The following is a 24,879-nucleotide window of genomic DNA, read 5'->3' as shown; positions in this document are numbered from 1 at the left end:
TAAAAAAAATCGTAACGCCTCCCCTGCCGCTCTTTTCATTACTTGCTTTTTCTCATTACAGTTGATGGGCATTCCGCCTTCTATGTGGTTCAACGCACGGATGCCAGAAAAAAAAAGGAAAATGATACTGGGGTAGGGTTGAACGCGAGCGCGGTGAATCGCATCACTTGTATTGCGTATGCGATATTCATAATGCCTTGCTTGCAGTCGCAAATCAGGAATTTGATGAGTGGATAGAGTATTCAGACGATTGATGGAAAGGAGACAAAGATGAATCGAAACTCGACAAATATGTCCGAAGTTCATTGGATGCTATGCGGCGTCGCGCTTGGCGCCTTTGCAATGTTCCTCCTGGATCCCGCTAAAGGAAATCGGCGCCGCGCATTGGTGAGAGACAAGATGTACAGTGCGCTGGTCAGGACGCGCAAACGCATTGACGCGAAGTCGCGGGACGTTGCCAACCGGGCAAAGGGACTTAGTGCGGAGGTGCGGCACATACTGCCCCAGGGAGATATGCGCGACTGATATCGGATTTTGATGGACAGTGTTTCATCCCCAACCGGGTGTGCTCTTCGCGGTCTGCGCGCGATTGAAGTTATTACCGCTAAGCATGAAGGTGCCGACTTGAGCAGCGCTTGTTTGACCTCTCCCCCGGCTTCCCAATGGTCCCCACGGCTATCTTGCAACCTTGAGCAACGGCTTCGCCCTTCGGTTGGCTTGTGTTTCTGATAATCCCTCGCCGCCCAAGAAAGCCGTCGCGGGTTGACTTTCGTTTTAGGGTAATGATTTGATTAATTTTGGGGCAACTATTACAGGACCAGGTGCCAAGGCTCGCGCACAGCTGCGTTCGATGATGCCTTCGTTTATCTCTTTGCGATGCGGCATTGTCCTGTGAACACTTCATCGGCTTTCTCTCGGCTCTCACAAGAGAAGCGCACAATGCATCTGCACTTTTCGCCGCTATCAAAAATTTCTTTGTGGATAGGCTTCCTGAAGCTTTTCCTCGGTCAATTATTTCGCAACGAAGCGCCAGCAAATACGGCGCTGACGCTAATTCAAAAAATCCGCCTGTCTGCACTTTTGAAAAACCTGGGGAATCCAATCGGCGATAGATAGTTGGCGGGCTGGCAGTCCATAAAGTAGCGGGCTTGTCGATACTTCCGGAATAGTATAGACAACGAAGATTTGTATATTGCGAGGCGTTAACAAAAAGTTTTGACACACATCAAAAAATATAGCACTATGGTTTCCGCGCACTAGTAGTAGTAAAATATGTTCGAGTTGAATACTAGATGTAGTGGTTTCTCAGTATCTATGGCATTCATCTCAACCACAGGGAAAGAGCAGATTTCCCGTATAGATGAGGAGAGTCCGACATGCAGCTTGCAGCAGATAATACAAATCATACAGTCGTATCGGGATACGATTTTTCTTCAGCCCCTTCCATCCCGGATTCGCGTTACTCCCCGTACAAGATCATTCGCCGCAATGGTTCAGTGGTCCCTTTCGAGCCCGCCAAGATTTCCATTGCCATGACGAAGGCGTTTATCGCCGTCAGTGGTCAGAGTGTGGCTTCCGCCAGGGTACGCGAAGTGGTGGCCAGATTGACTGATGATGTAGTGAATGCATTGATTCGCCGTCAGCCTGCCGGCGGGACTTTCCACATTGAGGATATTCAAGATCAGGTGGAACTGGCATTGATGCGCTCCGGTGAGCACGATGTGGCGCGCTCCTACGTGCTTTACCGCGAAGATCGCGCACGGAAGCGGGCCAAGCAGAAAGAAATGGCGGCAGTGGAAGCGCCGGCCAGTGTTCTGAATGTGTTGGAAAATGGACGCAGGACTCCCCTCGACACGACGCGGCTGCTGATGCTGATCGAATCTTCCTGCGCGGGTCTGGGCGAGGCGGTCAATCCCGCGCTGATACTTAAGGCCACGTTGAAAGACCTGTACGATGGCGTACCGGTAGAGGAGGTAAGAAAATCAGCTATTCTATCGGCGCGCGCACTCATTGAAAAAGAACCTGCCTACAGCTACGTCACCGCTCGGTTGTTGTTGCATACCATTCGTTTCGAGGTGCTGGGCGAAGAAGTCATACAGCAGGCGATGGCCGAGCGCTACGCGGATTATTTCCCGGATTTCATCAAGCGGGGGATCGATGCCGAGTTGCTGGATGAGCGTCTGGCGCAGTTTGACCTGCCACGCTTGGCTAAAACACTGGATGCTGCCCGCGACCTCAAATTTGGCTATCTGGGCTTACAGACCCTGTATGACCGGTATTTTCTGCATGTACAGGACCGGCGTATCGAGTTGCCCCAGGCATTCTTCATGCGTGTGGCGATGGGACTTGCGCTGAACGAAATCGACCGCGAGGCACGCGCCATAGAGTTCTACCATGTGCTGTCAAATTTCGATTTCATGAGTTCCACCCCGACCTTGTTTAATTCGGGCACCCGCCGCTCCCAGTTGTCTTCGTGTTACCTCACCACAGTGGCGGATAATCTCGATGGCATTTATGAGGCGATCAAGGAAAACGCCCTGCTCGCCAAGTATGCGGGAGGACTCGGCAATGATTGGACGCCGGTGCGGGCGATGGGTTCGCACATCAAGGGTACCAATGGCAAGTCACAGGGCGTAGTGCCGTTCCTCAAAGTGGTGTCCGACACCGCGGTAGCGGTGAATCAAGGCGGCAAGCGCAAAGGTGCAGTTTGTTCCTATCTGGAATCATGGCATCTGGATATCGAGGAATTTCTGGAATTACGCAAGAACACTGGCGACGATCGTCGCCGTACACATGATATGAATACCGCCAACTGGGTTCCCGATCTGTTCATGAAACGGGTAATGGAGGGGGGCGAATGGACGCTTTTCTCACCCTCCGACGTGCCCGATCTGCATGAAAAGTTTGGCAAGCAGTTTGAGCGGGCTTATCTTGCCTATGAGGAAAAAGCTGCGCGCGGCGAACTGGATCTGTACAAGAAAATTCCTGCGCAACAGTTATGGCGCAAGATGCTCAGCATGCTGTTTGAAACCGGGCACCCATGGATCACCTTCAAGGACCCGTGCAATATCCGTTCGCCGCAAAACCACGTCGGGATAGTCCATAGCTCAAATCTCTGTACCGAGATCACACTGAATACCAGCAATCAAGAAATCGCCGTGTGCAACCTGGGTTCGATCAATCTGGCGGCACACATCAAGGACGGTGAGCTTGATGCCGGCAAGCTCAAGCGTACCGTCAGTACGGCCATGCGCATGCTGGATAACGTCATCGACATCAATTTCTATGCGGTAGCCAAAGCACGCAATTCAAACCTCAAGCATCGTCCGGTAGGACTCGGTATCATGGGCTTCCAGGATTGCCTGCATAAGTTGCGCATCCCCTACGCCTCAAAAGAAGCAGTGGAATTTGCCGATCATGCAATGGAAGCGGTTGCCTATCACGCCTATTGGTCTTCCACGGAGATGGCCGAAGAGCGTGGCTGCTATGCTTCCTATCGCGGCAGCCTGTGGGACCGCGGGATACTCCCCCAAGACACTCTTGATCTGTTGCGCGAGGAGCGCGGGGGTTATGTCGAGGTGGATACGTCGGCCACGCTGGAATGGGATGCCTTGCGTGAACGCATAAAAAAGCATGGCATGCGTAATTCCAACTGCCTTGCGATTGCCCCGACCGCGACCATCTCGAACATCATCGGCGTATCAGCCAGCATCGAGCCGACCTTTCAGAATCTTTACGTCAAGTCCAACTTATCCGGAGAGTTCACCATGGCTGGCGAATACCTGGTAAACGACTTGAAAAAACTCGGGCTCTGGGACGAGGTGATGATTTCTGACCTCAAGTATTTTAATGGTGCTTTAAGCAAGGTAGACCGGGTGCCGGCTGACATTCGCAGACTTTATGCCACTGCCTTCGAAGTCGACCCCCAGTGGTTGATCGAAGCAGCATCACGGCGGCAGAAATGGATTGATCAGGCGCAATCGCTCAATATCTATATGGCGGGCGTTTCCGGCAAAAAGCTGGATGAGACCTATAAGCTGGCTTGGCTGCGTGGCCTGAAAACCACCTATTATTTGCGTTCGCTGGGCGCGACCTCGGCAGAGAAGTCCACGGTCCAAACGGGTGTCCTGAATGCTGTACCCGCAGAGGGAGACATGGCGGCAATGCATGCGACGGGGCCGGCAACTGACTTGAAATATTGTTCCATTGATGATGCCGAGTGCGAATCGTGCCAGTAGTTTTTGCGCAGTAACAGAACAAAAGGAGAAAGCTATGCTGACATTTGAGGACGAGATGGTGCAATCAGAAAAACCGCGGATGAATGGGACGCTGGGCGATGTACAAATGCTGAGTGCATCCCGGCCGGGGCCGGCTGCCGCTCGCGTCACCGGCATCAGAGGTATTGAAATAGAAAACGATGAGGATGAACGCTATGCTGCCGGTAATGCCAATCGCCGCTTATCGGTGGAAGATAAGCGCATTATCAACTGCAAGGCGGATGTTAACCAGTTAGTGCCGTTCAAATACAAGTGGGCATGGGAGAAATATCTTTCCGCCTGCGCTAATCACTGGATGCCCCAGGAAATCAACATGAGCGCGGATATTGCCCTCTGGAAAGATCCCAATGGTCTGACTGACGATGAGCGTCGCCTGGTCAAACGTAACCTCGGCTTCTTTGTCACCGCTGATTCGCTGGCCGCCAACAATATCGTACTCGGCACCTACCGGCACATCACCAATCCGGAATGCCGTCAATACCTGTTACGCCAGGCATTTGAAGAGGCGATTCATACGCATGCGTACCAATACATCGCCGAATCGCTAGGGCTGGACGAGGGCGAGATTTTTAATGCCTACCATGAAGTGGCATCAATCCGCGAAAAGGACGAGTTTCTGATTCCATTTATCGATACACTTACCGATCCGCAGTTCAAGACGGGTACGCCTGAAGCTGATCAGAAGCTCCTTAGAAGCCTGATCGTATTCGCCTGCATCATGGAGGGACTGTTCTTTTACGTTGGTTTTACGCAAATCCTGGCACTGGGAAGACAGAACAAAATGACCGGTGCGGCAGAACAATATCAATACATTTTGCGGGACGAATCCATGCACTGCAATTTCGGTATAGATGTTATTAATCAGATCAAAATGGAAAATCCACATCTATGGACCAAGGCATTCCGCGATGAAATTAATGCGCTAATGCAGCAAGCCGTGGAATTGGAATACCGTTATGCCGAGGATACTTTGCCGCGTGGTGTTTTGGGGCTGAACGCACCGATGTTCAAGGAGTATTTACGCTATATCGCCAACCGCCGCTGTCAGCAGATCGGGCTGGATATACTCTATCCCGGAGCCAGCAATCCTTTTCCATGGATGTCTGAAATGGTTGATTTGCAAAAAGAGAAAAACTTTTTTGAAAGGCGTGTTACCGAATACCAGACAGGTGGTGCGCTAAGCTGGGACTAAAATGGGAAAGTAAAATAAATGCTCCGTTTTTTATCTCATGATAATACTTTAGTCTATAACCGGATCTTGGCAGCGTATGTACGGGAGCTGGCCGGATCCGTATCACGGAAATATGTATCGATCTGAACGATGCGTATAACGACTATCTAGCAGGCAAGGCTGAATAAGCCACGCCGCGTAAAACGAACTGCGCCTGATTGGGTGACGGGAATGGTTCAATATCCGCTGACCCATAATTGCACATGTAGCGGTAGGTGTAGTAAATGTAGTGAGTTGTAATCCCATGAACTTTAATCTGGAGGTTGAAATGGCAACTACCAAAAAACCCGCAGCAAAGAAGCCTGCCGTGAAGGAGTCCCCATCTGTGAAAAAGCCGGCAGCCAAGAAAGCCTCAGCAAAAAAAACGTCACCCAAGGAACCTGTAGAGAAAAAAGCTGAGAAAAAAAACACGGCTGCAGCAAAGACAAAAGCGTCAGCCAAGAAAGAAGTTCCAGCAAAAAAATCGGCGGCCAAGAAACCGGCTGAAAAAAAGACCGAGAAGAAAGTTGAGAAGAAGGCTGAGAAGAAAACTACCGCCTCAGAAAAAAAACCAGCAGCGAAGACAAAAGCCCCGGCCAAGAAGGTAGCTCCGGTCAAGAAGACAGCTCCCGCCAAGAAAGCAGCTCCAGCCAAGAAAGCGGCCCCAGCCAAGAAAGCGGCAGCTAAAGAGACTACAGAGAAAAAAGCTTCAGCCAGAAAACCCACACCTGAGAAGAAACCCCCCGCCAAGAAAACAGCAGAAAAACCAGCGAATACATCTGGCCAAGCCGGCCCTGCCTCCAGCTGGCCGTTTCCGCTTTCGGGATCGCGCTCTTAAATTTGGCTGTTAAACCGCCCTTGACAATTGCTGCTGCGGATCAGCCTATTATCTTCCTCGGGTAACAGCTGCTCCGCAGATTTTATGTAGAGACTGGTTTTCGTTAAAATGCTAAGTGGGCTTATTTCTAAAATAAGCCAAATACATACGACCGGAAAGCATGGCGCGCCTCGACCGTACAGGCAATCCGACGATCGTCATCTTGTGAGCCTGCTTCGCTAATTCCTGGCGAGGGCAACCCTTTGCACCCTCGTCTTTTGGATGCCTTATCCCGGAAAGCATCGCCGTTGTGCCCCGTTGAATCTATTCAAAGATCCCTTGGCGGCGATCCGTTTATTTCTAAATAGGCCCATCCATATGATCTCCGCTACACAGAAATATTTACGCTGGTAAAATTTAGCGGACGAGGTTAACATTAACGCTAACTCAAACTTGCAAAATTGTGGCGAGGTGACTTGATTATGACTGATACAATTCCACAAGCGTCGCGCGATTATGACAACACACTTATTATCGAGCGCCCTGATGGATTTTACTGGCATGATGAGAATGAAAGCGAAAGGGTTTTTGGTCCCTTTCCCACCCTGCTCGACGCCATTCAGGATATGGAATATAACGCCGAATCAGATTATGAGCCGGGTGAAACCCTGGAGCAGGCGGAAGAAGAGATCGGTATATCCAGCTGGATTGATCATGAAACCGGGGAACCTGGTGAAGAGTCATTTCCTCATGATAACTGAATGGATACAACATCGACCCTACCATTTAATTGGTATCCGGTGAATTTGAAAATCGCAAAATGCTAACGAAGCGCATGCGATAAAATCCCAGTACTCTTGAAGGACGATGGCTTGATCCAAATCTCTTCATCAATGCGACTTGCCAGAGCTGTATCTCACCCCGGGCATTAAGCCTGAACCCAATCGCTGAAAATCAACCATCGCTTTGGCGCCGTTGTACTGGAATGTGAGGCGCAGATCTGTTTCCTTAGCTGAAGGTTTCCATGAGCTACCGCGAAGAGCAGGATACGATGGGCACTGTGCAGGTACCTGCCGGCGCACTATGGGGCGCACAGACGCAACGTTCCTTGCAGAATTTCAGGATTTCCGGCGAGCGTATGCCGTTCTCATTACTTCATGCGCTTGCGCTGGTGAAACGCGCAGCGGCAAGGGTTAACTGCGATCTTGGTCTGCTCGATACGAGCAGTGCTACTGCCATCATTCATGCTGCCGACGAGGTAATCTCAGGTCGTCACGACGCGGAATTTCCCCTGATGGTGTGGCAGACCGGCTCGGGAACCCAGACCAATATGAATATGAATGAGGTTCTGGCAAACCGCGCTTCCGAACTACTCGGCGGAGGCCGGGGAATCGAACGCAAGATTCATCCCAACGATGACGTGAACATGGGGCAATCTTCAAATGACGTGTTTCCGTCAGCGATGCACGTGGCAGCAATCCACTCGATCCATCATCAATTAAAACCAGCCATTCTTGCATTACGGCAAACCTTGGCTGCCAAGGCACAGGAATTTTCGGGTATCGTCAAAATTGGCCGCACGCATTTGCAGGACGCCACGCCCCTGACACTGGGGCAGGAATTCTCGGGTTACGTTTCGCAACTGGATCATGGGTTGGAGCATGTGGATGCATCGCTTCCGCATTTGCGTGAACTGGCCCTGGGTGGCACCGCCGTTGGCACGGGTCTGAATACGCATCCCGAATTCGCAGTTCGGGTAGCGGCGGAACTTGCAAGGTTGACGGAACTGCCATTTATCACCGCCCCGAACAAGTTTGAAGCGTTGGCCGCCAACGATGCGTTGGTTCACGCACATGGCGCACTGAAAACCTTGGCGGCATCCTTGATGAAAATCACCAACGACATCCGCTGGCTTGCTTCCGGACCCCGCTGCGGCATCGGCGAATTGAAAATCCCGGAAAATGAACCGGGCAGTTCCATCATGCCGGGTAAAGTCAATCCAACACAATCGGAGGCGGTCATCATGCTGTGTTGCCAGGTAATGGGTAATGATGTTGCGGTCAACATGGGCGGGGCAATGGGCAATTTTGAGCTCAACGTTATGAAACCGCTGATCATCCACAATTTCCTGCAAAGCGTGCGCCTGCTGGCGGATGGCATGATAAGTTTCAACAGCAATTGTGCGGCAGGAATAACGGCGCATGTCGAGCATATTGATGAGTTGATGCGTAATTCGTTGATGCTTGTGACAGCCCTCGCTCCCCATATCGGCTACAACAAGGCAGCGGGAATTGCCAAGAAAGCGCACTGCGAAGGCACAACGCTGAAAGAAGCGGCGATTGCGTCGGGACATGTTACAACGGAGCAATTCGAAGCGTGGGTAAGACCTGAGAAAATGATAGGAGCAAGTATCAGAAATTCCTGCTCTTGAATTTTTCCGTCAATTTCGCCCCTCCCGCCCCTTCCTTCCGCTCGTATCCTTGGCCAGGACGGTGCGAGAAGCTTTTGCTGGTCACGCTGCTCAACTAAAAATAAGCTGAAAAGTATCAGTAAATGCCGGCTCAGGTTTATTGATGACGCCGTGCATTCATAAAAGATCCTTTGGAGAATGTGCATATATCGGCACACATCGCCCCGCGTTAATAGTTATTGATTCTGGTATATTGCAGTATCGTGCCATACGCACTACGCTGGCATAAATGAGGACAGGCCCATGCCCCACAGCTTAAAAGAACAGGAGATTTCCATGCTGCGCGCCGAAATTGAAATGTTGATGAGTGAACGCCAGGGCTTGCTCAGAACAACGGGGGCGGCGGCGGTATTTATCGCCAATCTCGACAGCGACGCGTTGCCGGTCGGGACGTATGAAGCAGCTGAGATGCTGTCCAACTGCCTGAATGATCTTCCCGAGGAAACCTTGCGAGATGCTCTGGAAAAGGTAAGAGCAGAGCTGGCCATCGATGAATGAGTTTAATACAGCGGCCGTCGTCCTCTAGAGTCGGTCTTATTTTGACCGGGGGCGGGGCTCGGGCGGCCTATCAGGTTGGCGTATTACAGGCCATCTCTACCATGCTGCCCGAGGGGACGCGGAATCCCTTCCCTATCATTTGCGGCACATCCGCCGGCGCAGTGAATGCCGCCAGCCTTGCACTCTCCGCCCGGAATTTTCATGAAGGAATACGGCAGCTGTCGGCGGTGTGGGAGAATTCCCATGTCAGCCAGGCTTATCGCTCCGATCCCATCGGCGTGTTCGGAAATGTCGCCCACTGGTTAGCGTCGTTGCTGTTGGGTGGGCTGGGCAAGCGTAACGCAGTTTCCATGCTGGACAACTCTCCGCTTGCGCAACTGCTGGAACGCAGCTTGCCGCTTCATGGCATTCAGAGAAGTATCGAAACAGGCGCGTTGTATGCTCTTGGTATTACGGCATGGGGCTACACCTCCGGACAATCGGTGACCTTCTTTCAGGGCTCGGATCGTATAGCGCCTTGGAAACGAGAACGCCGTATTGGCATCACGGCACGCATTGGAATTGAACACCTCATGGCATCCTCCGCAATTCCAATCCTTTTTCCGGCAATAAGACTGAATCGTGAATATTTCGGTGACGGTTCCATGCGCCAGCTTGCGCCTATCAGCCCGGCGCTGCATCTCGGCGCGGACCGGGTTCTGGTAATAGGGGTGCGCAAAACGGCCGATACGCAGCCCGAACGAGTCAAGGTGGACAGCTATCCGACATTGGCACAGATAGGAGGGCACATTATGGGCAGCATTTTTCTCGATAGCCTGGATGTAGACCTGGAACGGCTGCAGCGCATTAACAACACCATACGCATGATCCCCGAAAGAAAGCTGAAAAATAACAACATGCCATTACGCCACGTGGAATCAATGGTGATTTCTCCCAGCGTGGAAATCAACCGCATTGCAGAGCAACACGCCCATACCCTGCCGCGTACCATACGCCTCTTTTATCGCGCCATTGGAGCGACGAGACGCGACGGCTCGGCACTCTTGAGCTATGTTCTGTTTGAGGCATCCTTTTGCCGGGCGTTGATCAAGCTGGGTTACGACGACACGATGCCGCTTAGATCCCAGATTTTGCAGTTCATTGGCGCGAAGGCAAAGGACTGAACAGAGACTGGTATAATTCCAGCAGCAATCCAGCCAGAATACGAGTAAACCTGAATCCGGCAGCCGCGCTCACTTTCGGCCCATTTTCAGTCAGGTGCCATGATCCGCATAAATTTGTTACATCGCGTGATCTTCACCTTTCTGGCTTGCTCGCTGCAACTGCCGGATTTAGGCTAAACGTTCGTCTCTGTCATTTCACGCAACCACCTTATTTTCAGAGATCATTTATGGACGTCACCAGTCCGCAATTCTGGATCGCGGTATTGCAAATCATCGCCATCGACATTGTACTGGGCGGGGATAATGCAATTGTCATCGCGCTCGCATGTCGGCGGCTACCGGAGAAGCAGCGAAACCTCGGTATTTTCTGGGGAGTGTTCGGTGCTATTGCCCTGCGAGTAGTATTGATTTTTTTCGCCCTCACGCTGCTGGCAATTCCATTTCTCAAAATCGTTGCCGCATTACTGCTGTTGTGGATCGGTATCAAGCTGCTCCAGCCTGAGCCTGAAAGCAATGGGCACAATGGACACCAGGTAGACGCGAGCACGACGCTTCTGGGCGCGATCAAGACCATCATCATCGCCGATGCGGTAATGAGCCTCGATAACGTCATCGCCATTGCCGGTGCTGCCAAGGACAGCATGGGACTGGTCATTTTTGGTTTGGTGGTGAGCGTGCCGATTATTGTCTGGGGTAGCAAATTGGTAATGAAACTCATGGATCGTTTTCCCATCGCAATTGCCATCGGTGCCGGTTTACTCGGCTGGATCGCGGGAGACATGAGCGTTACCGATGCCGTCACCAAGGAATGGGTTAATCTCAATGCGGCCTTTCTCCATTGGCTGGTTCCAATCTTCGGCGCAATGCTGGTTGTTGTGACCGGTAAGTGGCTTGCGGCGAGAGCGCAGGCAAGAATGGCGCCTATCGCCGATCTGGCGGATGACATAGACAAACCGTTATAGTGATCTCGACTATAACTGCCGCATTAAGGAGAAATACAATGCTGAAATTCCTGTTGCCGGTGGATGGTTCCGATACTTCCAATAGAGCAGTTGCGGAATTCATCAAGCTGCTCGATTGGTACAGAGAAAAACCCGAAATTCACTTGTTGAACGTGCAATTTCCACAGCGTGGGAATGTCGCCCTATTTATCGACAAGGAAAGCATCGATCTGTATCACCGGGAAGAAGGCATGAAAGGGTTACAAGCCGCCCGCCGCCTACTGGACCGGGCGGGTATCGCCTGCGGGTTTCATATCACCGTCGGAAATCCGGAGGAAATGATTGTACGTTATGCAAAAGAGATAGCTTGCGATCAGATAGTCATCGGACCTCGTGGATTTGGGGCCGTCAGGGGTTTGTTGCTGGGTTCAGTAGCCAGCAAGGTAATGCAGCTTTCAACCGTACCAGTGCTGCTGATCAAATGAGAAAATACCAGGTATTGGATAGTATGGGGTTTAATAAAAAGGAGTTTTATCAAGATGGAGCAGCGTCAGAAAGGCTTGACTTTGATCGAATCAATGATGATATTCGCCATTATCGGTATCCTGGCGACAATCGCAATCCCCCCGGCATATCAGGCTTATGAAGATTCCGTGGCTCAGGAGCAGGTAATTGAAGCCATCGGTCTTCTGGACGCGGCAAAACCTCCTGTTGCCGCGTTTTATTCCGATAAGGGGAGATGGCCGACAAGGGAGGAGTTTGACGCCTTGGTCCCGATTCAGGCTGGAAGGTATGTTGCAGGACTCGCACCTTTAACAGTTGCTGCCGGTTTTCAAGTCACCGCGACGTTCAAGAAAAGCGGGGTAAACACCGGCCTTTTGAATGAGGGAGCGGGCAGGACACTGGTGATCGCAACAAAAGATGGCGTGAAATGGATTTGCAATGACAATACCGATCCAGCAACCGGTGTTCCCGGCCTGATTGCCGGCAACGTTCTCGCCCAGCATCGTCCTCAGGCTTGCAAATAGCGCGGCCCCGAATCCATTATAGTTGACCGTTACCCCTTAAAGCTTATAATCACCATATGTTGATTCGCTCCATTGAGCTGGACCGTGGTTCAGCCCGCCAGGCTTTATCCGCCACCGCTCGCCTCGAGCCTAAATTCAAAAGAGAAAAAATGGAACAGGACAGTAATCAGGACAGCTTACGGCGCCCCTTCGCATGTTCGGTTAGCATGTTCAGAATCGGAAAAAGTATATGAACGAATATACCGACCAAATATCCGGATACTTTAACCAGGTACCCATGTGGCCTTTGGTTTTGCTCGCCGTAGCAATCGTTATCTCTGGAGTTTATGAGTTGTTCCATCGCAAACGCCTTGCTGACGCCGCCGACAATTTTCGTTCAGCGATTCTCTCTACGCTTGCAGGTCTTTATCCCGAACCAACCAACTGGCCGAAAAGTATCGACACATATCTTTGCGCCAGATTGCCTGTCATGCAGGAAATTATCGACGACTTCAAGCCTAACGTTCGACAGGAAAGCTTACCGGCCTATAACAGGGATTGGGAAGACTATTACCAATTCTGCCGCACCGAGGTGACTGACGATAAGTGCGTGGCGGCGGGACTGAATCCCGGCAAAGAACCGGATCCAAAAAAAAAATTCCATGCCCTTGTTTCCAATCTTTTACGTTATGCAAAATGAACCTTTATTGAGCATGCCGATAAAACATTCCCAATCGCACGCGGTTTACGCTTCACTCCCACGCATCCTGTAGAATTGTATAGAGGACATTAGAGAGGAGAGTATGGCATACGGTAAAATCGGCACGTTTCCGGGAAATACGTGCGGAAGAGATCGCGCGCCGCTTTGGATTTGTGGTTTGTAGCGGTGATAAGTGCAGGACCTTTCAGTCGTTAGCCATGACCGGGTACTGCTTGCATGACAAATGAAACATCGGGACGGAAAACAGGAAATTCAGTTTTATAATGATCAATTTCATACCTTGGAGAAGAAAATGAGCAAACTGTTATCTATGCTGACTGCAATCGCTTTCGCCGCCGCCTTCAGTTTTAACGCTGCCGCCGAAAAACATAATGGCCATGGTAGCCACGGGAGTCATGGAGCCCATGGCAAGCACTCATCAAAAGACCATGGCGGCGAAAAAGCAAAGGCGCATGCCGAGAAAGATGAAGCGCATGCCAGGGAGGCAAGAGAGCACGCCGAGAAAGACGAGGCCCATGCCAAGAAAGCAAGAGAGCACGCCGAGAAAGACGAGAAAAAGTAGTCAGCTCATTCTTCCACGCATGGAGAGGCAGGGATCTGTCCCTGTCTTTCTTGTTGCCCTGCGTCGGTGTTTGCTGCCCGAATTAAGGAAATCGTCTGCAGAAGCGCTGGTCTGTTCATGTTTTCGCAACTTTTGGGCCAATAGGACGGCCAGGCTTGAAAGCCGACATCTGCCCTCACCCATCACTTTTTTCGCTTCGATTTCCCCCATTCCGTATGAATAAACGAAGGAATGTTAAAAATGACTGGATTGGCGTCAGGCAAGCGCCAGGCGGCGCATAGTTATTCCTGTGCAACGACGAGCAACGCAGTATGGCGGCAATCCAGTTATTTTTAAGTAGCGATATCTTTAACGCACCAAACTAGGGCGGGAACCATGGTTTCAGGTGCGTCAACGCTTATGCCTGGCTAATGCCTTGTACGTGCCGGCTATTGAAATTCCGAACACGACATGCGTAAGGACCGTAATCCAGTCGCGGACTTCCGCGAACCAGGGGAACACGAGCGTTACTCCGTACATATTTACTCCATACAGGATCAACCCGTAAAGGGAGCCCGCCAGCAAGGAAAGCATCATACCGAGACGAGATATCAGGCAAGCCAGAATCATGCTGTACGCAATAGAAATTACAAAATGAACAAACGACGCGACAATCATCACCTTCCAGTCGAACGTAGCCGGGGGCGGTAGAACGTCCTGCCCCATCAGGATTGCCGCGGTCAGGCGCGCATCGCGATATAATATCGAAGGAAGCGCATCCAGGAACATCCACCACAGCGTAATCTGCGCTCCGGTGGCAATTACTCCCGCGGCAATACCGGCGCCTACCGCCGCGCTCCAGTTCAACGGCATGCTATTAAGAAAGAAGGATTCATGCCCTTAATCATTTGCATCGTCACGAAATGAGGAATTCTGTTTTGCCGATTACGTGGCATACCAACTGCCAGAAGGTACGCTATTTTTTGACGAGAATGGGGTTTATGAATCAGCAAGGAAACTTCCGATTGCGTTTAATTTTGAAATGCGGTTCGATTATCGCAAGCTCGGCAAGCCGTCGCAATGACGGCGCGCAAACGAAAAATTGCTGAAACCGGATAGCGCGATAAAACCGGTCTTGCTCATCTCAGCCGTAGCATCAAGCCTGATTCTTTCCAAAACACACTACTGGAAACCGATTCGTTCTACAATGACAACAAGGCGGCTCGCGCAAACAAATAATGGCCATATTATTATGTAGCCTGTCTTTAATTGTGAGCATCAAAAGCAATTCGCGGGGCGGATGTTCGCAAGCCCGGGTTTTTAGACACCCAACAGAGTATGCAAATACCCTATCCATGCGAAGCGTAGATTTAACCAACCATTTTCTGATTGCCATGCCTGCCATGGCGGATCCTTTTTTTTCCAAGACTCTGACTTATATCTGCGAGCATAATGAGCAGGGCGCGCTAGGATTGGTCGTTAACCGGCCCATTGACCTCACGCTGAAAGATCTGTTCGATCAGTTGGGTATCTCCTTTGATGATCAGGCTCTAGGAGGACTGCCGGTGATGTTTGGCGGACCGGTACAGCTGGATCGAGGCTTCGTGCTGCATCAACCCGTGGGCGACTGGCAATCCACCATGATAGTAAATCACGAAGTGGGCCTCACGACTTCGCTTGATATTTTACGGGCAATTGCCAGCGGAGAAAGTCCCAAACAGTTACTGGTCGCACTCGGTTATTCAGGATGGGCGCCCGGCCAAATCGAGCATGAACTGTCCATGAATGCCTGGCTCACAGTACCTGCTTCGCCTGGCATCATCTTCGAACTCCCATCCGAGGAACGGTTAACCGCGGCGATGCACTCGTTGGGAGTCGATTTCTCAAGCTTGTCAGACGAGGTGGGGCATTCTTGAAGCAAACCTTTGTTGTTCACGGCTATCGGTAATTTCATTTCATGCAGAATCAGACAACACAACACTTGGCACGCAAGATCGAGAATAGCAAGCCCCCCCTTAGCGGGACAATTCTGGCTTTCGATTTTGGCGAGAAACGCATCGGCGTAGCGGTGGGTAACCTGGAGCTGGGCCTGGCGCATCCTCTTGCTACAGTCAATGAAGAGAAGGCGGTGGCGCGCTTCGATCGTATCGCCAACCTGGTCGAAGAGTGGCGGCCGGCTCTACTTGTGGTGGGCCTGCCCACCCATGCCGATGGCACGGAGCACGAATTGACCAAGCTGAGCCGACGCTTCGCACGTCGTCTCGAAGGGCGTTTCGGCATCAAGACTGTACTCGTGGATGAACGCTATACTTCCATTAGTGCCAGCGAAGCATTGCGGGAAGCAGGCGTCAAAAGCAGAAAGCAGAAATCCATTCTGGATCAGGTGGCGGCGCAGCTGATATTACAGTCCTATTTTGACAGACAAGATGCAGCTGCCTGACGCGGAACAGCTGCTTGCGGACCTGACTGGAAAAATACGGCCTGATGTCGCCGCGAACACCGCGTTGGTGGGAATTTACACGGGAGGCGTGTGGCTGGCGGAACGGCTACACCAGGATTTAGAGCTCAGTCTTCCCCTGGGCACTCTCGATGTCTCATTCTACCGCGACGATTTTGGCCAAATCGGCTTGCATCCCCAGGTCAAGCCTTCGGACATCCCGTTCGAAGTGGAAGGCAGCCACATAATCCTGGTGGACGATGTGCTCTACACAGGGCGTACCATTCGCGCTGCCATTAATGAATTATTCGACTACGGGCGGCCGGCGAGCATCCGCCTGGCCGCACTGGTGGACCGGGGCGACAGGGAGTTGCCCATCACCGCGCAGTATGTCGGCACGATACTTTCTCTGCCATCGGATAAAATGCTGGCGCTGGAAAAAGGCCTCGGTGGAAAACTGAGCCTGAGCTTATATAACAAAAGTCTCCGGGACAATGAATAACAACCCGCAGTTGAATAAGAACGGCGAACTGCAACATCTTCTCACCACCGAGGGGCTACCTGGCCCCATTCTGCTGAACATACTCGACACCGCCGAATCTTTCGTCGGGGTTACCGAGCGCGACGTAAAAAAAGTACCGTTGCTACGCGGAAAATCCATATTCAATTTATTCTTCGAGCCCAGCACTCGCACCCGTACAACGTTTGAAATTGCCGCAAAGCGCTTGTCCGCGGATGTGGTGAATCTCAATATCGCAGCGTCCTCACAATCCAAAGGGGAAACGCTGCTGGATACGGTGAATAATCTCTCCGCCATGCATGCAGATATGTTCGTAGTGCGCCATTCGCAAAGCGGGACAGCCCATTTGATAGCGCGCCATGTGCGGGCCGAAATTCACATTATCAACGCCGGTGACGGCAGGCACGCCCATCCCACCCAGGGGTTGCTCGATATGTTCACTATCCGCCACTACAAACGCGATTTTCATAATCTGCGCGTCGCCATTGTCGGCGATATCTTGCACTCGCGCGTGGCGCGCTCTCAGATTCATGCACTTACCACGCTGGGGGTACCGGAAGTGCGGGTCATCGCCCCTAAAACCTTGCTACCCGCCAAAGTCGAGCGTCTCGGCGTGCATGTTTACCACGATATGGCGCAAGGGCTGAAAGATGTGGATGTTCTGCTGATGCTGCGGTTGCAAAACGAACGCATGCTAAGCGCACGACTTCCTAGTGCGGAAGAATACTTCAAGTATTACGGGCTTACGCAGGAAAAATTGGCACTGGCGAGACCCGACGCTATTGTGCTGCATCCTGGCCCGATGAACCGCGGCGTTGAAATTGATTCCGCCGTCGCTGATGGCAAACAGTCGGTAATTCTGCCACAAGTAACGTTCGGCATAGCGGTAAGGATGGCGGTAATGTCGATTCTGGCGGGAAATTGAGCGATATGAAGCTTTCCATCAATAACGGCCGTGTCATAGACCCGAAAAGCGGAATTGATGCCATTATGGACGTCTGTGTCGCCGCCGGGAAAATCGTGGCCATCGGCGCCGCGCCGAACGGTTTCCAGGCCAACCGTGAAATAAACGCGAATGGCTTGGTGGTATGCCCCGGCCTAGTGGATTTATCGGCGCGCTTGCGCGAACCCGGATTTGAATATAAGGCTACGCTGGAATCCGAAATGGAAGCGGCTGTAGCGGGCGGTATTACCAGTCTGGCATGTTCACCGGATACCGATCCGCCGCTGGACGAGCCGGGATTGGTGGAAATGCTTAAGCATCGCGCCAGAAGCCTCAACCAGGCTCATGTTTATCCTATCGGCGCGTTGACGCAAGGTTTGAAAGGCGAACGACTGACGGAAATGGCTGAGTTACGCGATGCGGGCTGCGTGGCATTCGGTCAGTCCGAGATACCGCTTACCAGCATCCGCGTGATGATGCACGCGATGCAGTATGCTTCTACCTTCGGCTTCGGGGTATGGTTGCGCCCTCAGGATGCGAGTCTCGCCAACGGTGGTGTGGCCCACGACGGTGAAGTGGCAACGCGGTTGGGCCTGCCGGCGATTTCCGTATGTGCGGAAACTGTAGCCTTATCGAATATCATTCTGATGGCAAGAGAAACTGGCGCCCGGGTACACTTGTGTCGGATATCCAGTGCGGAAGGCGTCGCCATGGTGCGGGCGGCGAGGCAACAAGGTCTGCCCATTACCTGTGACGTGGCGGTCAATCACATGCATCTGACCGAAATGGATATCGGGTTCTTCGATTCCAATTGTCATCTCATCCCGCCGCTGCGAGGGCTGAGCGATCGCAATGCGCTACGTACCGCTCTACTGGATGGTACGATAGATGCAATATGCTCTGACCACACGCCAGTAGACGAAGATGCCAAGTTGTTGCCGTTTGGCGAGGCCGAGGCCGGGGCCACCGGTCTTGAATTGCTGTTGCCGCTTACTTTGAAGTGGGCAGCCGAAATGAAGATTCCACTTACCACCGCCTTGGCAAAGGTTACCGCGGAACCTGCGCGGATACTCGGTGTGGATGCCGGCTACCTATCCCCCGGCGCTGCCGCCGATCTATGCATTTTTGATCCCGATCAATACTGGAAGGTGGAAGCGGCAGCGCTCAAGAGTCAAGGAAAAAATACACCATTTCTGGGAATGGAACTGCAAGGCAGAGTAAAATATACATTGGTTAATGGCCACATCGTTCACCAAGGTTGAGCCGCGGGACCAGCAACCTCTCTCTCACGCGTAACAGGCATTTATCGTCCTGCCACCTGAAAATTATCCTGGACAATATGACAAACCCTCTGCTTGATTTTTCCGGACTACCGCGCTTTGCGGATATTCGAACCGAACACATTACGCCCGCGCTGAAGCAACTGCTAACCGATAACCGCGCTATTATTGACAGAATACGCAACGATAAAACGGTGCCGACCTGGCAGAATTTCGTGCAGCCAATGATCGACGCCAACGAGCGCCTGTCTCGCGCCTGGGGACAGGTGTCGCACTTGAATGCCGTGGTAAATAATCCGGAGTTGCGCGAAACATATAACGCCAGCCTGCCCCTGGTTACCCAGTATTATGCCGAGCTGGCGCAAGACCAGGCGTTATTTGAGAAATTCAAGCAGCTTCACAATAATGCGGAATTTGAGAACCTGAGCCGCGCGCGAAAAAAGATAATCGAGAACGAGCTACGGGATTTCCGCTTGGGTGGAGCAGAGCTTCCGCCGCAAGAGAAAGGGCGTTTTCTCCAAATCCAGGAAGAGTTGTCGGCCCTTTCTTCCAGATTCAACGATAACCTGCTGGATGCCACCAACCGTTTTATCCTGCATGTGGAGAATGCCGATGAGCTGTCGGGAATTCCTGCTGATGTCTTGCAAACAGCAAGAGAGATTGCGGAAAAAGACGGTGCTCCCGGCTGGAAATTTACATTGCATGCTCCCTCCTATTTGCCCGTCATGCAGTATGCAGATAATCGGGCACTGCGTGAAAGAATGTATCGTGCGTATTCCACTCGTGCCAGCGAGATCGATGCTCCTGCTCCAACCGACGATAGCGTGACCAGTTGGGATAACACGCCGCTCATCGGCAGGATACTGGAATTGCGCAAGGAAGAGGCACGGATGCTGGGGTTCAAATGCTTCGCCGAGGTGTCACTCGCAACGAAAATGGCCTCGACGCCGGAACAGGTCCTGGATTTTCTTGGCGAGCTTGCCGCCAAGGCCAAACCTTACGCTGAACGCGACCTGAGGGAACTCGGTCAATTCGCCACCGATCGGTTGCAACTGGAAAAACTGGAGTCATGGGATCTCGCCTATGTCAGCGAGAAACTGCGTCTTGAACGCTATGCCTTCTCGGAACAGGAGGTGAAGCAGTATTTCCCTGAAACCGCCGTACTACCGGGCATGTTCAAGCTGGTACAAAACCTTTACGGCATTGTTATTGCTCCCCCAGCGAAAACGGTCAACGTTCAACTTTGGCATCCCGATGTAAAATTTTTCAATATAAGCGGCGCCGATGGAAAATTGATCGGCCAATTTTATCTTGACCTTTACGCACGCCCCGGCAAGCGCGGCGGGGGATGGATGGATGATGCAGTCGGCCGCCGCCAGGTCGAAGCCGGGGGAAGCGGAGAGCAAGGCATCCAGACGCCGGTGGCATACCTCAACTGTAATTTCTCGGCACCTGTCCGTCTTGATGGTCAGGTTCGTCCCGCCTTGTTCACCCATGATGAAGTCATAACGCTGTTCCATGAATTTGGTCATGGCCTTCATCACCTGCTCACCCAGGTGGAAGACCTGGATGTATCAGGAATCAATGGTGTGGAATGGGACGCAGTAGAATTGCCCAGCCAGTTTATGGAAAACTTTTGCTGGGAATGGGAAGTGGTAAGCAATATGACCAGGCATGTCACTAACGGCGAGTCTATTCCGCGAGCGTTGTTCGACAAGATGCTGGCGGCGAAGAATTTTCAGAGTGGCCTTCAAATGCTGCGCCAACTGGAATTCTCCCTGTTCGATATGCGTCTGCATTTTGATTTCGATCCAGGTGGAGGCAAAACCGCGCAGCAGTTGCTGGATGAAATTCGCAAGCAGATAGCGGTCATTATCCCACCCGAGTTCAACCGTTTTCCCAACAGTTTTTCGCATGTTTTTGGTGGGGGCTATGCGGCCGGTTATTACAGCTACAAGTGGGCGGAAGTCTTGTCGGCCGACGCTTACAGCCTGTTTGAGGAAACTGGTGGCGATGAAGTGATCAATGATGAAACCGGCGCCCGTTTCCGGAATGAGATTCTCTCGGTTGGAGGCAGTCGCCCGGCGCTGGAGTCATTCGTCGCATTTCGTGGACGCGAGCCAAGAATAGATGCGCTATTGCGTCATAACGGAATGGCCGCTTGAATGATGCCGTAATGATTGTGGTTGTTGACGGTATCACAGCCAGGATCCGAATGGAATAGGTGGGCCGCAGAGCAGTGATTCCTGCAATAACGTTCAAACTAGCAGTCCGACATGGAGAATCGAAGCGAAAAAATGACTGGAGAGGATGGATTTGAGGATTCCAAGTGTTAATGGTTGTTTATAGAACTCTATGGCACGCAAGAGTGAAGTATGTAACGGTCCACCACGCGCTTTTTGCAGCCTATTTCCTTTGAGTCAGGCAGGCTGCTAAAATAGCATGCGAGGCCAGGTCTAAATGAGCGGCAAAACGGGTGCTCCACGAAGGACTTATTCACAGGTCCCCTAGTATCGATGACAAAGGAGAAAACCAGATGAAATGTGCTAAATGGGTTGTCACGGCCACGGTATTGGCGACGGTACTAATTGGGTGCGCACAAACGCCGCCCACGCCCCAAGTCCAGAAATACGGGGACGGCGAGTTACCGGTTCCTGCGGACTACAAGAGCTGGCCTAAATTCTTGTCTGATATCCAGCGCACTGATACCAAGCAGGTCCGCGAAATCTACATCAACCCTATCGGGCATAGCACAAAAATGGGCGAGGCTTTTCCCAACGGTACCATTTCCGTCATGGAGATATACAAGGCCCGAGAAGCGGCTGACGGTACGCCGCTGAAAGGCCCGGATGGTAAATTTGTCAAGGGCGAGCTGCTAAAGATCGGGGTGATGGGTAAAGGCGCCGAGTGGGGCGACACCGTTACGCCTCCGGAACTCAAGAATGGTGACTGGGTATACGCCATGTATCTCGCCGATGCGAAAACGAAAGCGCCGGACGATACCGCAACCTGCCGCGCCTGCCATTTGCCACTCGCGGATAAGGATTATATCTTTCGCTACGACGAGTATTTCCAGAAACGAAGCGATAATCCTGGCTCCGGCGGTTGATCACTCCCTTCAGCTTGGCGACCTTGGGTTTGTACGAGCGGATTCAGGATTGACAAGACCGGTTCGGGGGTTGTTAAGGATTGTGCGGCTCTGATTTAATGGATGCCCGGCGAATTAACTGAGGAATTAACTGAGCTTGCCGTGACATTGCTTATATTTCTTTCCTGACCCACAGGGACATGGATCGTTGCGGCCGACCTTCTCACCCTGGCGCACGAATGGCTGATGCTTCTCAGTGCGCCCCTGATCTTCAAGACCTGCACGGCCTTCCTCTTCTTCGCCCAGTACCTCCTCATAAGCCGCATGGTGATACTGCACATTCACCGGCGCGTGCTGCGTCTCCGCCACCGCTTCCACCTGTTGCTCACTCCTGATCTGAACAGTCATGAGAGTTCTGGTGACCTCTGTCTTGATCTCCTCAAGCATGGCGGTAAATAGCTCAAAGGCTTCGCGTTTGTATTCCTGTTTGGGATTTTTCTGCGCATACCCGCGCAAATGAATCCCCTGGCGTAAATGATCCAATGCCGCCAGATGCTCACGCCAGTGAGTATCGACGCTTTGCAGCATCACCGCGCGCTCGTACTGATGCATGATCCCGATACCGACCTGCTCTACCTTTCCAGCATAATGCGCATGTGCTACCCCCGCAATGCGTTGACGGAGGTTCTCTTCATGCAGCTCGGACTCTTTCTCCAGCCACTCCCGCAATGGCAATTGCAACTGATATTCGGCCGCCAATGCCTTCTCCAGACCCGGTATATCCCATTGCTCCTCGACACTCTCCGGCGGAATATGGAGAGCAACGAGACTATTGAACACGTCCTCGCGCATTGCGGTGATAGTCTCTGAAATATCCTGTGATTCAAGAAGCTCGTTACGTTGCTGGTAAATCACCTTGCGCTGATCGTTGGCAACATCATCGTATTCCAGCAATTGTTTACGCATGTCAAAATTACGGGCTTCCACTTTGCGCTGCGCATTTTCAATGGCGCGCGTCACCCACGGATGCTCGATGGCCTCGCCTTCCGGCATGTTAAGCCGCTGCATGATGCTTGCAACGCGATCAGATGCAAATATACGCAGGAGCGGATCTTCCAGTGAAAGATAGAAACGACTGGAACCAGGGTCGCCCTGACGGCCGGAACGGCCGCGCAACTGGTTATCCACGCGCCGGGATTCATGTCGTTCGGTACCGATAATGTGCAGCCCTCCTTGCTTCAGCACCTCATCGTGAAGGTGCTGCCACTGCCCTTGCAATTCCGCAATACGCTCAAGCTTGGCCGGCTCGCTCACATTCTCGTCCGAGCGAATACGCTCAATTTCCGGCTCCGGGTTGCCGCCTAGCACGATGTCGGTGCCTCGCCCTGCCATGTTGGTAGCAATGGTGATCATTTTGGGACGACCGGCCTGCGCGACGATCTCCGCCTCGCTTGCATGTTGCTTGGCATTTAGCAATTGGTGCGGCAATTTCTCACGCGTGAGTAATTCCGACAGTAGCTCATTGTTCTCAATAGAAGTCGTTCCGACCAGAACAGGTTGCGATTTCTGGTAGCAGTCTTTAATTCCTTCAATGATGGCGCGATTCTTTTCGTCCATGGTGCGGAATACCTGATCCATGCGATCGTCACGTATCATGGGACGGTGGGTGGGAATGATCACGGTCTCCAGTCCGTAAATTTGCTGAAACTCGTACGCCTCGGTATCCGCGGTACCCGTCATGCCGGCCAGCTTGTGATACATGCGGAAATAATTTTGAAAAGTGATCGAGGCAAGCGTCTGATTTTCCTTCTGGATAGGGACGCCTTCCTTTGCTTCTACCGCCTGGTGCAGACCTTCCGACCAGCGCCTGCCGGACATGAGCCGGCCGGTAAACTCGTCGACAATGACCACTTCGCCATTCTGTACCACATAATGCTGGTCACGAAGAAATAAGGCATGGGCACGCAAGGCAGCATAAAGGTGATGAACAAGGTTGATGTTGGCCGGATCGTAAAGACTGGTTCCAGGGGAAAGAAGCTCAGCCTGGACAAGCAATTTCTCGGCATTTTCAAAACCTGCCTCGCTTAAAAGCACCTGCTGGGATTTTTCATCCACGCTGAAATCACCCGGGCTGTTCTCTTTTTCCTGGCGGGAAAGCTTCGGAACTAGCGCGTTCATGCGTACGTATACTTCGGTGTTGCCTTCGGCCTGACCGGATATAATCAATGGAGTACGCGCTTCGTCGATCAAAATGGAATCGACTTCGTCAACGATGGCATAGTTGAGCGCACGTTGCACCCGCTCGGCAGGGTGAGTCACCATGTTGTCGCGCAGATAATCGAAGCCGAATTCGTTATTGGTACCGTAGGTTATATCAGAAGCATAGGCGGCCTGTTTATTATCGTGATCCATCTGTGAAAGGATCACCCCAACGCTGATACCGAGGAAGTGGTAGATGCGCCCCATCCATTCCGCATCGCGTTTAGCCAGATAATCGTTCACCGTGACCAGATGAACGCCCTTCCCAGCCAAGGCGTTGAGATACGCGGGCAAAGTCGCCATTAGCGTTTTACCTTCTCCTGTTCGCATCTCTGCGATCCTGCCGCTGTGAAGCACCATACCGCCGATTAGCTGCACGTCGAAATGACGCATTCCCAGCGTCCGTTTACCGGCTTCACGCACCACCGCAAACCCTTCCGGCAGCAACGAATCAAGAGTTGCCCCATCGGCGATACGCTGCTTGAACTCTTCGGTCTTGGCGCGCAACTCAGCGTCGCCAAGCGCTGCAATCCTGGCTTCCAAGGCATTAATCTTCCCCACGGCCTGGAAATATTGCTTGATGAGACGGTCGTTACGGCTTCCGAAGACTTTCTTGAGCAGGTTGTTCAGCATGAAGTTCGAGAAATTCTATTTAAACAGGCGTCCAAAAATAAAGGGTGAGGTTTTTGGCCTCACCCCGCAGCAGA

At 52.1% G+C, this 24,879-nt stretch carries 23 protein-coding genes; 21 read left to right on the top strand and 2 right to left on the bottom strand.

Annotation, left to right across the window (positions count from 1 at the left end; translation table 11 throughout):
• Nucleotides 1-270: 270 nt before the first annotated feature.
• The 14 genes from BLP45_RS04695 to BLP45_RS04635 all read left to right on the top strand — a co-directional run bounded on the left by BLP45_RS04695 (nt 271) and on the right by BLP45_RS04635 (nt 13,666).
• Nucleotides 271-525: a hypothetical protein gene (locus tag BLP45_RS04695; protein WP_090370300.1), complete on the top strand. Its 255-nt coding sequence runs from the start codon at nt 271-273 to the stop codon at nt 523-525.
• Nucleotides 526-939: 414 nt separating this feature from the next.
• Nucleotides 940-1,116 carry a hypothetical protein gene (locus tag BLP45_RS14555; protein WP_176754664.1) on the top strand — a complete coding sequence of 59 codons (177 nt, stop codon included), beginning with the start codon at nt 940-942 and terminating at the stop codon, nt 1,114-1,116.
• Between the two features lie 260 nt (nt 1,117-1,376).
• Nucleotides 1,377-4,238, top strand: coding sequence for a ribonucleoside-diphosphate reductase subunit alpha (locus tag BLP45_RS04690; protein WP_090370298.1), 2,862 nt, complete (start codon nt 1,377-1,379; stop codon nt 4,236-4,238).
• A gap of 34 nt (nt 4,239-4,272) precedes the next feature.
• Entirely contained in the window at nt 4,273-5,469 is a 1,197-nt protein-coding gene (locus BLP45_RS04685) for a ribonucleotide-diphosphate reductase subunit beta (protein ID WP_090370296.1), read from the top strand.
• A gap of 283 nt (nt 5,470-5,752) precedes the next feature.
• Nucleotides 5,753-6,325: a histone H1-like repetitive region-containing protein gene (locus BLP45_RS04680; RefSeq protein WP_176754663.1), complete on the top strand. Its 573-nt coding sequence runs from the start codon at nt 5,753-5,755 to the stop codon at nt 6,323-6,325.
• A gap of 461 nt (nt 6,326-6,786) precedes the next feature.
• Nucleotides 6,787-7,065 (top strand): hypothetical protein, encoded by a 279-nt coding sequence (locus BLP45_RS04675; RefSeq protein WP_090370292.1) that lies wholly within the window; start codon nt 6,787-6,789, stop codon nt 7,063-7,065.
• A 263-nt stretch (nt 7,066-7,328) separates the two neighbouring features.
• Nucleotides 7,329-8,735, top strand: coding sequence for a class II fumarate hydratase (gene fumC / locus BLP45_RS04670; RefSeq protein ID WP_090370290.1), 1,407 nt, complete (start codon nt 7,329-7,331; stop codon nt 8,733-8,735).
• A 282-nt stretch (nt 8,736-9,017) separates the two neighbouring features.
• Nucleotides 9,018-9,272 (top strand): hypothetical protein, encoded by a 255-nt coding sequence (locus BLP45_RS04665; protein WP_090370288.1) that lies wholly within the window; start codon nt 9,018-9,020, stop codon nt 9,270-9,272.
• Nucleotides 9,269-10,435, top strand: a complete 1,167-nt coding sequence (locus BLP45_RS04660) for a patatin-like phospholipase family protein (protein WP_090370286.1) — start codon at nt 9,269-9,271, stop codon at nt 10,433-10,435. Before BLP45_RS04665 ends, BLP45_RS04660 begins: the two co-directional genes overlap by 4 nt.
• Nucleotides 10,436-10,662: 227 nt before the next feature.
• Nucleotides 10,663-11,397, top strand: coding sequence for a TerC family protein (locus BLP45_RS04655; RefSeq protein WP_090370284.1), 735 nt, complete (start codon nt 10,663-10,665; stop codon nt 11,395-11,397).
• Between the two features lie 38 nt (nt 11,398-11,435).
• Nucleotides 11,436-11,861, top strand: coding sequence for a universal stress protein (locus BLP45_RS04650; RefSeq protein ID WP_090370283.1), 426 nt, complete (start codon nt 11,436-11,438; stop codon nt 11,859-11,861).
• Between the two features lie 54 nt (nt 11,862-11,915).
• Nucleotides 11,916-12,404, top strand: a complete 489-nt coding sequence (locus BLP45_RS04645) for a pilin (protein ID WP_090370281.1) — start codon at nt 11,916-11,918, stop codon at nt 12,402-12,404.
• Nucleotides 12,405-12,633: 229 nt separating this feature from the next.
• A complete protein-coding gene (locus BLP45_RS04640; RefSeq protein WP_090370279.1) occupies nt 12,634-13,083 on the top strand; it encodes a hypothetical protein in 450 nt (149 codons plus the stop codon).
• Between the two features lie 313 nt (nt 13,084-13,396).
• Complete coding sequence (locus tag BLP45_RS04635) at nt 13,397-13,666, top strand: hypothetical protein (protein WP_143002396.1); 270 nt, start codon at nt 13,397-13,399, stop codon at nt 13,664-13,666.
• Between the two features lie 390 nt (nt 13,667-14,056).
• Here BLP45_RS04635 and BLP45_RS04630 read toward each other — a convergent pair whose 3' ends face one another.
• Entirely contained in the window at nt 14,057-14,518 is a 462-nt protein-coding gene (locus BLP45_RS04630) for a sodium:proline symporter (protein WP_090370275.1), read from the bottom strand.
• 482 nt (nt 14,519-15,000) lie between these two features.
• Between BLP45_RS04630 and BLP45_RS04625 the strand changes: the two genes are divergently transcribed.
• The 7 genes from BLP45_RS04625 (at nt 15,001) to BLP45_RS04595 (ending at nt 21,934) form a co-directional block, all read left to right on the top strand.
• Nucleotides 15,001-15,561 (top strand): YqgE/AlgH family protein, encoded by a 561-nt coding sequence (locus tag BLP45_RS04625; RefSeq protein ID WP_090370273.1) that lies wholly within the window; start codon nt 15,001-15,003, stop codon nt 15,559-15,561.
• A gap of 41 nt (nt 15,562-15,602) precedes the next feature.
• On the top strand, nt 15,603-16,085 hold the full coding sequence (gene ruvX / locus BLP45_RS04620; RefSeq protein ID WP_090370271.1) for a Holliday junction resolvase RuvX: 483 nt from the start codon (nt 15,603-15,605) through the stop codon (nt 16,083-16,085).
• Nucleotides 16,072-16,584: a bifunctional pyr operon transcriptional regulator/uracil phosphoribosyltransferase PyrR gene (pyrR, locus tag BLP45_RS04615; RefSeq protein ID WP_090370267.1), complete on the top strand. Its 513-nt coding sequence runs from the start codon at nt 16,072-16,074 to the stop codon at nt 16,582-16,584. Before ruvX ends, pyrR begins: the two co-directional genes overlap by 14 nt.
• Entirely contained in the window at nt 16,577-17,527 is a 951-nt protein-coding gene (locus BLP45_RS04610; RefSeq protein WP_090370266.1) for an aspartate carbamoyltransferase catalytic subunit, read from the top strand. Before pyrR ends, BLP45_RS04610 begins: the two co-directional genes overlap by 8 nt.
• Nucleotides 17,528-17,532: 5 nt before the next feature.
• Nucleotides 17,533-18,807: a dihydroorotase gene (locus BLP45_RS04605; RefSeq protein ID WP_090370264.1), complete on the top strand. Its 1,275-nt coding sequence runs from the start codon at nt 17,533-17,535 to the stop codon at nt 18,805-18,807.
• Between the two features lie 77 nt (nt 18,808-18,884).
• Nucleotides 18,885-20,990 carry a M3 family metallopeptidase gene (locus tag BLP45_RS04600; RefSeq protein WP_090370262.1) on the top strand — a complete coding sequence of 702 codons (2,106 nt, stop codon included), beginning with the start codon at nt 18,885-18,887 and terminating at the stop codon, nt 20,988-20,990.
• 371 nt (nt 20,991-21,361) lie between these two features.
• On the top strand, nt 21,362-21,934 hold the full coding sequence (locus BLP45_RS04595) for a cytochrome P460 family protein (protein ID WP_090370260.1): 573 nt from the start codon (nt 21,362-21,364) through the stop codon (nt 21,932-21,934).
• Between the two features lie 126 nt (nt 21,935-22,060).
• On the opposite strand, the gene secA is transcribed toward BLP45_RS04595, so the two are convergent.
• Nucleotides 22,061-24,805 carry a preprotein translocase subunit SecA gene (gene secA / locus BLP45_RS04590; protein WP_090370259.1) on the bottom strand — a complete coding sequence of 915 codons (2,745 nt, stop codon included), beginning with the start codon at nt 24,803-24,805 and terminating at the stop codon, nt 22,061-22,063.
• Nucleotides 24,806-24,879 lie beyond the last annotated feature (74 nt).

The sequence above is a fragment of the Nitrosospira sp. Nl5 genome, from assembly GCF_900102495.1.
Taxonomy (GTDB): domain Bacteria; phylum Pseudomonadota; class Gammaproteobacteria; order Burkholderiales; family Nitrosomonadaceae; genus Nitrosospira.
Note: the sequence above shows the minus strand (reverse complement) of the source record. Positions and strands in the feature narration are given on the sequence as shown.